General features: G+C 56.8%; 7 protein-coding genes and 1 tRNA gene. 6 read left to right on the plus strand and 2 right to left on the minus strand.

Annotated elements, in window-relative coordinates:
• Positions 1-988 precede the first annotated feature (988 nt).
• Positions 989-1,061, minus strand: a tRNA-Arg gene (locus VM163_11670).
• Positions 1,062-1,204: 143 nt separating this feature from the next.
• Positions 1,205-2,527 carry a tRNA (N(6)-L-threonylcarbamoyladenosine(37)-C(2))-methylthiotransferase MtaB gene (gene mtaB, locus VM163_11675; protein HUT04534.1) on the minus strand — a complete coding sequence of 441 codons (1,323 nt, stop codon included), beginning with the start codon at positions 2,525-2,527 and terminating at the stop codon, positions 1,205-1,207.
• Positions 2,528-2,884: 357 nt separating this feature from the next.
• Between mtaB and VM163_11680 the strand changes: the two genes are divergently transcribed.
• The 6 genes from VM163_11680 to VM163_11705 all read left to right on the plus strand — a co-directional run bounded on the left by VM163_11680 (position 2,885) and on the right by VM163_11705 (position 11,938).
• Positions 2,885-4,105, plus strand: coding sequence for a serine hydrolase domain-containing protein (locus VM163_11680; GenBank protein ID HUT04535.1), 1,221 nt, complete (start codon positions 2,885-2,887; stop codon positions 4,103-4,105).
• A gap of 134 nt (positions 4,106-4,239) precedes the next feature.
• Positions 4,240-5,457, plus strand: coding sequence for a formylglycine-generating enzyme family protein (locus VM163_11685; GenBank protein ID HUT04536.1), 1,218 nt, complete (start codon positions 4,240-4,242; stop codon positions 5,455-5,457).
• Between the two features lie 440 nt (positions 5,458-5,897).
• Positions 5,898-6,947 (plus strand): glycosyltransferase family 4 protein, encoded by a 1,050-nt coding sequence (locus VM163_11690; GenBank protein ID HUT04537.1) that lies wholly within the window; start codon positions 5,898-5,900, stop codon positions 6,945-6,947.
• Positions 6,948-6,957: 10 nt separating this feature from the next.
• Positions 6,958-7,905 (plus strand): hypothetical protein, encoded by a 948-nt coding sequence (locus tag VM163_11695; GenBank protein ID HUT04538.1) that lies wholly within the window; start codon positions 6,958-6,960, stop codon positions 7,903-7,905.
• Positions 7,902-11,522: a hypothetical protein gene (locus VM163_11700; GenBank protein HUT04539.1), complete on the plus strand. Its 3,621-nt coding sequence runs from the start codon at positions 7,902-7,904 to the stop codon at positions 11,520-11,522. Before VM163_11695 ends, VM163_11700 begins: the two co-directional genes overlap by 4 nt.
• 2 nt (positions 11,523-11,524) lie before the next feature.
• Positions 11,525-11,938, plus strand: a complete 414-nt coding sequence (locus VM163_11705; GenBank protein HUT04540.1) for a HEPN domain-containing protein — start codon at positions 11,525-11,527, stop codon at positions 11,936-11,938.
• Positions 11,939-12,318: the final 380 nt, after the last annotated feature.

A 12,318-nucleotide genomic window follows, 5' to 3' on the forward strand; every position in this document is an offset into this window, starting at 1 on the left:
GGGCAGAAGCTCTTGCCCGAAGGGCAGACCATGGGTAGCCGCAGGCGTAGCCTGACGGTGCGAATACCGCCACAATCCCCCTCCCCGTTGCGTTGCACGCACGGCTACCCACGGTATCCCCTGTCGGGGATTACAGCCTGCACCCCTCGTTCGCACCCATTAGGTGAAAGAAGCAACAACTCGGCTTTCGATATGAACTCCCGTGCCTATGTGGCGGCCAGCTTCAGAGCTCAACTTCAGAAACGATCAATCTGATTATTGGGAGCTTGGCTCAGCAGTTCCGCAGGAGTGGGTTGTTTAGTGGTTTCGTGCTTCAACCGGTGGTGGTTTTTCTGAGAGTGACAGGATGTTGGGGTATAGCAGAGTCGCGATGGCGACTTCTGGTGGTTTGGGCAGGCCCTGAGGCGTGATTTGCGGGCTGAGCGCACCGGTTGCATAACCGTCTTGCGTAGGGTTCCGAGGGCAGCTGACGTCGTAGTAATCGTAGCCATCCACCGCAACTGCCCGGTCTGGCGCGGTGGGGCCCGCGAGCATGCGCAGAAGGCACAGAACAATTCCCAGCCTTCAAGCCAGGAGAGCCGACGAGCCTCTACTCTGGCGGTGAGAAGTTCGGAAAGAAGGAACCGCAGGGCGAGGATGTAGATGAAGAGAAGGACACTTGAGCAGTATGAGGATGGAAACGTTGATGTCCATGATACGACAATCCGGCCTCCCGCGAGATCTGTTTGAGTAAACGAAGATCACCGGCCCCCTGCGTCCGCGGATTGCTCCGGTGGGTCCGATCGTTGGGATTCGGCCCTTTCGAGTTTGAGCTTCTTCGCACGGCCGAGATTGAGGCAGAGGCTTCGAAGGTCGGAGACTATCCTGAGCCTCCGGGAAATCGCATCTTTCGACATATCCCGGCTAATCCCGCGACTCGTGGTCAGAGCCGTATTTACCCCGTTCTGGACAGCCTCGTTCAGTCGCCAGGCGGCCTGCTAAACAGAAGCGCGCCTGAGAGGATTCGAACCTCCAACCCCTGGCTCCGGAAGCCAGTGCTCTATCCATTGGGCTACAGGCGCAGAGAGTTTGAAATAACTCAACAGTTCAAATGCTAGACCCGCCCGTGCATGATGTCAAGTTGGCCGAAATTCTTGCATTGGTCTTAATCGGCCCGATCCGCCGGGGAACTGTGCAGACCTGGCTCGACGCATGAGTGAGGCGCTCAGCGATTGAGCAGTCTTCCCACAATTGCGGATTCCGTCACAGAGAGAATCCTTGCGGGGAGAATCTGCCCCGTCGAGGCATCGTCCGCATCGACTGACACGTTGAGGTAGTTGTCCGAGAGCGCCACGCGCTTGCCAGACCTGTCGTCGGTTTTTTTGAGCACAAGCACGTTCAGTGTGTTTCCAACCAACGTTTGGGCGAAGTTGAGCCTTTTTGTGCGACTTAGACGCCGAAGCAACCTGCTGCGCCTCTTGACCTCTTCCGAGAGGATCAGCTGGCTTTGGGAGTAGCGTTTGGCGGCAGGTGTGCCCGGCCGAACCGAGTAGGAGAAGACGTGCAAATACGATAGGTCGATGTCTTGTATGAACTGCATTGTCTCACGGAAGCTGGCCTCGTCCTCGGCCGGGAAGCCGACAACTAAGTCCGCACCGATACACATTTGGGGGCACCTGGTCTTGAACCAGTTGACCAGTTCTCTGTAATCGGCCGTCAAATAGCGCCGGTTCATGGCTCTTAGAACGACGTCCGAGCCGCTCTGAAGCGGAATGTGGAGATGCCGACAGATTCTGTTGGACGAGACTATCGCCTCCTTCAGCTGCTCATCGAACTCCATCGGCTCGATCGAGCTCAGGCGGATGCGGCGGACGTTTGTGCTCTCAAGTATGCGGCTGAGCAAGGTTACCAGGGTAGGCCCAGCCACAAGATCGACGCCATAAGTGCCCAGGTGCGTTCCACAGAGAACGACTTCCTGATAACCTCTGTCCACCAATGTTTGTATCTGATCTATTACCCAGTCAGGCGACATGCTGCGGTTCGGGCCTCTCGCCGTTGGGATAATGCAGTACGCGCATTGCGAATCGCAGCCCTCCTGAATCTTCACAAAGGCGCGAGAATAATTGAAGAACCGCTCGATCATCGGGTATTGGTCAGTCGGTGCCGACTCGACCGGCTGCCAGACAGGCGCCTCCACAGCGCGGTCGCGTAGGAGGCGCCGAAGCAGGGAGACGATGCGCGTCTTCTCTTTGTTGCCTATCGCAACGTCAACCCCTGGAATCGAGGCGATCTCCTGGGGCGCCACTTGGCTGTAGCAGCCTGCGACCACAATCAGGGCGTCCGGGTTGAGTCGTTGGGCGCGCCTGATGGCTGCTCGGCTCCTGCGGTCGGTCTTGGCTGTAACCGTGCAAGTATTGATGATATAGACGTCCGATGGCCGGCTAAAATCGATTATCTCAAGGCCCGCCTTCTCCAGCTGCGCCGCCATTGCAGCGCTCTCAAATTGGTTCAACTTGCAGCCAAGTGTGAAGAACGCAACAGTTGTCATGATTTAAGTCCTGAGTGCGAAATCACGGCGCTCCAGCAGCGTATGGAGCAGTCCTACAGATACCTACCCATTCACGGTTTTTCCTATGCATAGATCAACACTAATACAGAAGTGCGAGTTTTTCGCTCGGTGTTCTTTTTGTTTTTTTGCGGTTGTGCTGATTGTTTCTTACACTGTTAGGAAACTGAAATCGAGCTCTATGAAAATAACGCTCGAAAGATTAGAGATATGGGCGTTCACCACTATAGCCGGGCCGTTATTGTTTATTTGAATGCTAAAAAAGTACTTGACTTTTTACGATAGAGACCAAAGGATTAAGATGAGTAGGTAGCTTGATCAATCGGATCGGGGATCGAGATGATGCAGAGCAGAGCGCTTCACTATTTTGCTCAGCTGCATGAGTTTGTTGATTCGGCAATCGATCAGCGCGTCTTTGGGGGGGTCGTTTTCTTCGTCAAACGCGAGGGTGATTGGATACTTCATAGCGCCAAAGGTTTTCTGGATACTGGTTCAGAAGACACTCCGATGGACGAGGACATCATCTTCGACGTTGCTTCTCTCACTAAGGTACTAGTTACCACACCTTCAATAATGCTCCTTCAAGAGGCTGGCGAGCTCTCGATCGATGACCCAGTGGCCGATTACATCGAAAGCTTCCGCGGCACAGAGAAGCTCTCCGTTACAATCAAAGACCTCCTTACGCATTCGTCCGGCCTGCCGGCGTGGGCGCCTCTTTATGTTTTTGCTGACGACAAGAAGACCGCGATCGAGTTCATCAGCCACCTTCCTCTCCAGTATAGCCCCGGGGAGGAGATCAAGTACAGCTGCCTCGGTTTTATACTTCTGGGCGGAATAGTTGAACTAGTCTCTAGCCAGAACCTCGCGGAGTTTGCACGCGAGCACATATTTGAGCCGCTTGGCCTGCGCCAGACTTTCTTTCATCCTCCGCGTGACTTTTTCAGCCGGATCGCTCCGACTGAGCACGGAAACGTGTTCGAACAGGCTAAGGCCGCTCGGTTTGTTGAGGAGTTCTCGACCGTGGCGTCTCAGGACAGCTGGCTGATGCCTCGGCTGAGTCAAGCCGAGAAGCGGCTCAACTCGATGAGGCGCGATGGACTCATAAGAGGTGAGGTGCACGATTCTAACGCGCACTTCCTCGGTGGCGTAAGCGGCAATGCTGGCCTTTTCAGCTGCGCCTCGGACATCGTGAAGATGGCCGAGCAGTTTCTCCCGGGTGTTAGCAGTCGCGAGAAAAAAGCGATTCTCTCGCCCGAGAGCATCAGGCTGACCATAACCCCGCAAAAAGAGGTGGGTGGTGAGCGCCGAGGGCTGGGCTGGCAGCTGATCAAGGGCAACGGTACAAGCGGCGGCCGCGTGATGTCCAAGAGCGCATTTGGCCACACCGCGTTTACCGGTTGCAGCCTTTGGATTGACCCTCTGCGCGAGCTTGCCGTGGTCCTACTGTCAAATGCCGTGTGCCCCAGATATCAGCCGGGGCCGATGACTGCTTTCAGGCCAGCTTTCCACGATCTCGTCGTGAAGTTCTCCGACTGCATCTTCACGCCAGCCCACGCCTAGATCTCGCATTTTACCTTGTTGTTTCTACTGCAACGAAGTATATTTTCAATCTTGGTGTTTTGCATCAGTAACTGCGTCCTGCTCATTGTGGGCGGGCGCTTGTAACATCAACTTCCCTGAAAGGAGGCAGAAAGATGAGAGCAGCGGTTGTCCTTCTAGGCTCTGCACTGGTTCTGGCGCTGTGGACGATAGCGCTGGCTGAGCCAACGGTAACTATCTACACCGACGCCGACACATATCAGTCCGGCGACACGATCGAGGTCACGTTAGGTGTAGAGAACCCAGACGGCTCTACGACGCTTGACTTATGCATCGGCTTGCTGATGCCTGACGGGAGCATATACACCATGGGGCCGTCCGGCTGGGTCCAGACAATAGTGCCCTGGAACGCGGAGGTAAGGATGCCTGGCCAGTTCGACATGACAGCACACTTCCGCTTCGAGGTTCCTTCAGTGCTGCCTGCGCCGCCGATTAGCCAAGGTGGGGAATACTACTTCGCCTCGCTCTGCTTAGACCCTGGGACTTGGGGCTGGGCCAGCAATTTTAGCCTTGCGCCTTTCAGCTACAGTTCAGGCGGCCCTTCGACGGACGTTACGATGGTGCCTATTGCCGCCGGGTCGTTTCTGATGGGCTCTCCGGACGACGAGTTGAGACGAGATCCGGACGAGGGGCCGCAGCGGACGGTGAATATCTCGGCGTTTCAGATGTCGGAGACGGAGGTAACGCAGAAGCAGTTTGAGGACGTGATGGGCTGGAACGACTCTTACTTCAGCGGCGATGACCATCCGGTTGAGCGAGTTACCTGGTTTGACTGCGTATCGTTCTGCAACGAGTTGTCCGAGGCTGACGGCTATACGAAGTGCTATACGATTTCAAACATAGGTTACGACGGGGATCACATCACTTCAGCTGAAGTGACGTGCAACTTCGGCGCAAACGGCTACCGGTTGCCGACGGAGGCCGAATGGGAGTACGCTTGCCGCGCTGGGACGACGACGCGGTTCTACACAGGGGATTCTGATCCCGATCTCCGCCGTGCAGGTTGGTATTTTAACAATTCGGGTCAAACGACACATCCTGTAGGCGAGAAGGAGCGGAACGCTTGGGGTCTGTATGACATGCACGGGAACGTATGGGAGTGGTGTTGGGACTGGTATTCATCACGTTATTATGGGACGCGGCCGGATCCGGATAGTGATCCGACGGGCGCCAGTAGTGGCGCCGTCCGGGTCCTACGCGGCGGCGGCTGGTACGGCCTCACCTGGAGCTGCCGTTCGGCTGGCCGCGACTGGCCCGAACCGGGGTACGGGTACTATGGCTACGGTTTCCGCGTGGCCAGGTCGTCTAATTGATCACTTGCCCACTTTGCTACTTGCGTCACCTGGCGAAGGGTCAAGAAGGGCGCAAGCCCAAGAAGACCCTTCGCCTGTCCTTATGAGGATTATGAGGAGGGGGAGTGATTCGCGCTCCCCCGAATCCCACAGCTGAACGGGATATAGGGGAGGTGTCGGCCACAATTCCCCCATCTGAAGATGGGGGCTAGGACAATGATAGCCTTCTATATCGCCTCGGCTGAAGCCGGGCGATAGTGCTGCCCGGCATGGTCCCGTGCGCCGGGCGGTGAGACTTTGCTGGATCGCCAAGCTCCTTCTTCGTGTGTTTTCGTGAACTTCGTGGATGCCCCCTCTTTTCGGCAGGCTGGAAAGCCCACCCTACACCCAGAGATCCCTCCTTCGTGGATTCCTCTACCGCTCCTTGAAAGCAATAGCCAGTGCCTGTTACGCTTGGAGGCATGGCTAGACAGAAAAAAACAATCGCAATTGGCTTTCCGATCGTTCACTCAGTGCAGGGCGGCGCAGAGGTATTGGTGTCGTCGCTTCAGTCGGCGCTTGCTGGGAAAGGACACAATGTTTCCAGGATCGAGATTCCATTCAATTTCTCGCCCGCCAAGCAGCTGATAAGGGACTGCCTGGCCTGGCGTCTGCTCGACCTCACCAAGAGCTACCTTTCGCCCTACGACATCTTCATCGCCACCAAGTTCCCGTCCTACGTCGCACGGCATCCCCAAAAGGTGGTTTATCTTATGCATCAGCACAGGGAGGTTTACGAGCTCTGGGGCTCTCGATATAGCCAGCTTAAAAGCAGCGAGGAAGACCTCGGGATAAGAGACGCCATTATCTCGATTGATAATCGGGCTCTGGCCGAGGCCAAGTCCATCTTCACCATCTCTAAGCGAGTGAGTGAGCGGCTGAGGCGATACAACGGCCTCGAGAGCAAGGTTCTATATCCGCCTCCGAGGCTGGGCAACGTATTCCGATGTGAGGCTTTTGAGCCGTTCATCTTTTGTCCGGGGAGGTTGGAGCTTAACAAGCGACTGGACCTCGTGCTGGCTGCGCTCGCCAAGTGCAAGGTCAAAACCAGGTGCGTGATCGTGGGCAGCGGGCCGCAGGAGCGCGCGCTTAAGAAGCAGGCTAAGAAGCTCGGGCTCGGCGAGCGGGTCGATTTTGCGGGCTGGGTGGATGACAAGACGCTGCTCGATCTCTATGCGAGATGCGTGGGCGTGGTGTTCGCCCCGAAGGATGAGGATTTGGGGTTCATCACACTCGAGGCTTTCCTCTCGAAGAAGCCGGTAATCACGACCGAGAGTTCCGGGGCAGTGCTGGAGTTCGTTGAGGACGGGGTTACTGGATACGTGGCTTCTACAGGGCCCGATGCGCTCGCCGAGAAGATCGATCTTCTGGTGGCTCACCCGAAGCGTGCAAGAAAGATGGGCGAGGCGGGATACGAGACCGCGAGCAAGATCACCTGGGACTACGTCGTTGAGCACCTTGCGGAAGGATGAAGGCGGAAGGATGAAGGATGAAGGCGGAAGGCTGAAGTACTTCCTTCTCTGCTTAGCGATCTGCGTTCTCAGCGGTATCTTCGGCGGAGTTGTAGCTCTGAGGAAGGCGCAGTACGCGCCTGTGGACCGCTCAGTTGCCGTGGCACTTGCGTTTGCCCTTCCGGCCTGGTTTCTGCTGACAACGGCCGTGATGTTGGTGTGGAAGAGACGAGGCAACGGCACGTGGGAGCGAGCGGCGTTTTTCGATCTCTTGTTCTACGCCTTCTTGCCGGTGGCCGCTGGGAGCCTTTGCGGTCTGGACCTGGTTGACGAGCTGTCGATGATTCGGATATTCACCACCATCGCGGTCTTGAAAACGTTGGCGACGGTCTATTTCATGGCACGGACGAGCGATTCTGGTTCTGGGCGGTGGCCGGCCGCGCTGTTTGGGACGGTTCTGTCGCTTGGGGTGGTCCTGACAATCGTCGCCATTTCGGGCCAGAGAGAGCACATCAGGGCCGCGATCAAATTTGGGCCGGACGTCTATCTCACGAGAGAGCACTACACTTTAAGCGAGCCTGTCAAGGCCGGAACGTTCGCGAGAAGGGTTCGGGTCAAGACCGCTCTGGTGCATTCTGGCGGGATATTGCAGGACACAAAGATTGCTCACCTGAGGGTGACGGATACAACGGGTCGGCGCTACGATTTCCCCCTGCGAGCCGGCGTGGACGCCTGCGAGAAATGCTACGAGATCCCTAACACTCGCACGCACATAAGGCACACAAGATCGCACGAGGGGGAATGCTCCGTGGAGTTTCTGGCTCACGGGCAGGCGTACATGGGGCGCAACTGCTCCGCCACATTCAGTTTTGGCAAACGCATTAAACCGAATCTGGTTGAGGTCTTCTTCTCGCTCGACGATCCCAAGCAGGGCCTACTCCGCATTTATCTAAGAAAAATACTGTTTCTCGATCAATGAGCACCCTCATCTACCTCGCCTGCACACTCTGCCTCGCTATCGCATCTCGCCTGTGGTTGACGGGCTATTGGCTCGCGCTGGACATCCCGAGGACGGAGATAGTGTCCGAATACACGCCGATCGTGCTCGTTCAAGCCGTGGTACTGCTGCTTTTACTGCCAAAGCTCGGCGTTCGCAAGAGAGTTAACTCGGCCGCAAAGCTCGTCTGCGCGTTCGGGGCTGTTGCCTTTCTCATCTTCGCATCACCGCTTGTAACGGCCGAATCGCGATATTTCGAGGCGATCGAAGGGACCGTTCTTCTTGGGCTGATAATCGCGGTCTCGGTGACGCTGCTAGTAACGCTCTTCCGCAACGTAGAAGAGCTGTCCAAGCGCAGGCTCGTCATAGCCCTGGTGGTTGTGTCTGCATCGTGCTACTTCTGGTTCGGGCTTTGGACCTACGATCAGCACCCGCCGGACGGTGACGAACCATATTACCTTCTGACAGCGCACAGCCTCGCATACGATCTTGACTTCGACCGCACCAACAACTTCAAGAACAAGGAGTACCTTGCTTACTATCCATACACGCTTCAGCCGCAGTTCCGCAGCATCAAGATCAAGGGTAAGGAGTATGAAGTCCAGAACTACAATGTCGGCTTTCCGCTCCTGATAGCGCTTCCCTATCGCCTGTTCGGGTTCCGAGGCGCGGTGGCCCTCATCAATCTTCTCGCCGCCTTGTTAATCGCAAACGTCTTTTTGCTTTCGCAGGAGCTCGGCGCAGGCAGAAGACATGCCCTGCTCGGTGCGCTCATCTTCGGCTTCTCGGTGCCCATGCTCAATTATGCGAACCAGGTATTCCCCGCCACCGCCAGTGCTCTGGTGGCCATCTATGCCTTCAGACGGCTTTCCCGGATCGGCCCGGGCAAGCGGCGTGAGATGCTCATCCTGCTTGCGCTCTGTGTGGCTCTGTTCATGCTCAAGTTAAGGCTGTCGCTTCTCATCGCTCCCATTCTTCTGGTAGCGATGTGGAGAATGACGAGGAGAAAGGCGACTTGGCTCTATGCTTCGGGAGGGCTCGCAGTGCTCATCGCGTTGGGCTACATGCTGCGCGACCGAATCGTTACGCTACGCCTTCTCACATCGCGCCTTGACGAGTTTCTGCGGATGGGTGTTGGGGACCTTGCGCCAGCAAGCGGGCTTTTGGGCCAGATGCTGGACCAGCAGTTCGGACTGCTCGTGCTCGCACCTCTCTATGTTCTGTCGATTGCGGGTGCGGTCTCGCTGAACAGGAATAACCGAGGCATGTTGGCGAGAATGCTCTTGGTCATCGGGCCGTACTATCTGGTCGTTGGTTCGATGCCCTGGTGGAACGCGTCATGGTGCCCGCCTTGTCGTTTCCTGATAGTGGTCTTGCCGTTTTTTGGCGCACTGCTTGGCTTGGGGCTTGCTCGTATTGCGACGTTCAGGCAGGCGGCGGCCCTCAGCTTCGCGGGAACGGTCTCGGCCATGGTTGCATTCTGGCACCTTCTCTCCCCCGTGTTCCGATACGATCAGGCCAACGGAGCAAACCGAGCCTTCTGTCTTTTGCACATGAACACCTACATCGATCTGTCGCGGTTTCTGCCGTCATTCTTCCGAAGCGACATCATGACGCCAGTCAAGGTGCTGTTTGAGATGCTCGCATTTGCACTTCTGCTTGTGGCAATTGCGAGGGTCGGCAAGCGCGGGTCGAAGGGCGAGGGCATCTTCAAGACCGGCAGATACCTTCACGCTGGCGCAGTGGGAATAGCGGCCGTTGCGTTCGTGCTCGTGGCTGGGACGCTCTGTGATATTAGCATCCCCAAATGTACGTATGAGATGGAGGACGAGCCGCTTTCGATCTATGACCCACCTTCGAGAGCGTTCATTAAGGGCGGCCGGCGAATGACGCCCGGCTATCCGCTCGAGCGCGACGTGCAGCTTGCGCCCGGCGAGAAGCTTATTATTGTTGAGGCGATGATGCGCAACCCTATCTGGACGACAGTGCCACACCTTTGGCTTCAACTTGAGGGCGATTCTGAGACGGTCCGTGTCATCGATGAGCCTGTCGATGTTGAGCTGATGCAGAAGTACTACAACCGAATCAGCGTCGCCGGCGGGCACTATCGGATGCGGCTTGGGATAACGATACCCGGCGTGGATATGAAGAAGATCAACCCTGACAAGGTGGCCGACATCTACGTTGACCGCGTGCAGATATTCGATGCGGATGGGCTCGAGGCCGTTCTCTACGCCAACTTCGGGCGGCTGTATGGCCTGTTTTCGCTGCAAGAAGGAGTTGATTTCATGGGGCAGGCATACTTCATCCAGCCGCGCTACAAGAGCTTGGGCGAGACAGTTTTTCGCTCGTTTATGAAGGCGAAGAGTTGGCCGGAGGCGGCGGACTTCTATTCTTTTCGGGCAGATTCAGACCCATTCGATCTTGGAGCATACCCTCCGGAAGCGCTGCTGATGCTTGCTGAGGCGGAGTTGGACAGGCGGAAGTATCGTCATGCGCTTCAGATTCTCAGGCCAGTTTTAGGAGAGTCAGCGGTCTCGCCCAGGGCAGAGCTCGTCGCCGCCAAGGCACACATAGGCCTCAATCAGATTAAGGACGCGCTGTCTATTCTACCGAACGACGCGGCCGACCCTGCGGTCTTGAGCGAGGCGGACTACCTGCGCGCCGTGTGCCTGATGCGGGAGGGCGGAACTCGCGAGGCGTTCAATCTCCTCGTCAAAGTTGCAGAGCAGTCGTTCGAGCAGCGATTCGATGCGCTGTGTCAGCTCCTTTCGTTGGCCAGAGGTCTCCACGACGATGTCCAGGCAAACCGTGCCACACGGCTGATGCAGGCGACCAGAACAACGGAGCTTGCGCCAGACGAGATGGCCAAGTCCGGCGGCAGGCAGGCCGACGGCGGCTGGTTGCTCGAGCGTAACGGCTTCTTTGAGGCGCCGGTCCAGGTTCTCTCCGACACGCTGGCGATCAAGATGAGCGTCAAGGCGGAGGGAACGTTCGAGACGCACGTTGAAACGGGGCTTGTGATCGATCCAGCGACGGGGCTTGCCAGGTATGTCTTTCCGAATCTCGAGGTTACGCTTGGGGACCTGCCGCCCAAGTACATTCGCGTCCCGTTTCTCAATTGGACCGACACGTTTGTGTTCTTTGATGGGCTCGAGCCGGGCATCTATAACCTGCGAATCGCATACATCAACGACCACACATTCCAGAAGGACAGGCAGGACCGCAAGTTCTTTCTGCGGCATATCTGGTTTCAGAGCGCCATCGTGTTTTTTGGAGATGAGCTAAAATGGCAGATCGATAGCAAAAGGGGCGTCGCAGTTTTTGAAGCTAGGATCGCCCCTCGCTTTCCGATCGAGTCTTTCGCAGTCAACCTGAGCAAGTTCCCTGCCGGGCAGCAGGCAGAGTTTAGGCTCGAGATTGATGGCCAAAAGCGCGCCTCTGTACGCCTCGACCAGACCGCGGGGAGTTTCGTCGAGCGCAAGCTTGCTCTTTCGCCGGGGAGTTATCACGTCTTATTGACACTTCTGCCGGTGGGCGCCGCGAGCGAGGTTCAGGAAATTGCAGGAGGGATTGAGTTGATAGGATTCTCGTATTGAGTATGGAAGAGTCGCACCCGACTCCGCCTGAGTGGTGGGAGGCGCAGGCCAGGGAGGATCTGATAACGGCCAAATTCAACCTAAAGGGGCAGAGATACTATGCAGCGGCCTTCTTCTCCCATCAGGTCGCAGAGAAAGCCCTGAAGTCCGTCATTCTCCGTCGAGGTCAAGATATGCCCTACACGCACAGCCTCAAGCTGCTGCTTGCCGTCTGCGAGCCATCGCCCGCCGTGCGCGAGGCGGCGCTGGACCTTGCGCCTGAATATGGCAAAGCCAAATGTCCTTACCACGCCCGAGGCGTCCCGGCGAACCTTTACGATGAAAAACGCGCGGCCGAGTGCATCGTGCTCGCAGGCATCGTGCTCGCCTGGGCGCTCGGGGACATGGCCGGCGGCAGAGACGTGATCAGCTCCTGAACCCGGATTATCCACAAAATCTGTATCAGGGATGGGCAATATGGCGTAGGACTGCTTGTTCATGCAGGCTATGGCTTTTTGGGGAGTGCGGGTTCACGCGGCGTGCCCCTTTCTCTGAATCACCGCATTAAAATACGGTGATATGGACGGTTCTTATTATATTAGCACCCATCTTCAGATGGGTGGGCTTAGGATGCGAAGGCGCCCCTCCTCCTCCCTCCGAGATTCCTCATCTGGAGAGAAGAGAGAGGAGGGCGTCGAGCCGCTTCTCCTCTCGAGAATCCTTATGTAAAGGGCATATAGAGGCGGCGGGCTCCCCGGATCCCCCATTTGAAAATGGGGGTTAGGGCAATGGTAGCCCAGAAGCATCGCCTCGGCTG

The sequence above is a fragment of the bacterium genome, from assembly GCA_035527515.1.
GTDB lineage: Bacteria > B130-G9 > B130-G9 > B130-G9 > B130-G9 > B130-G9.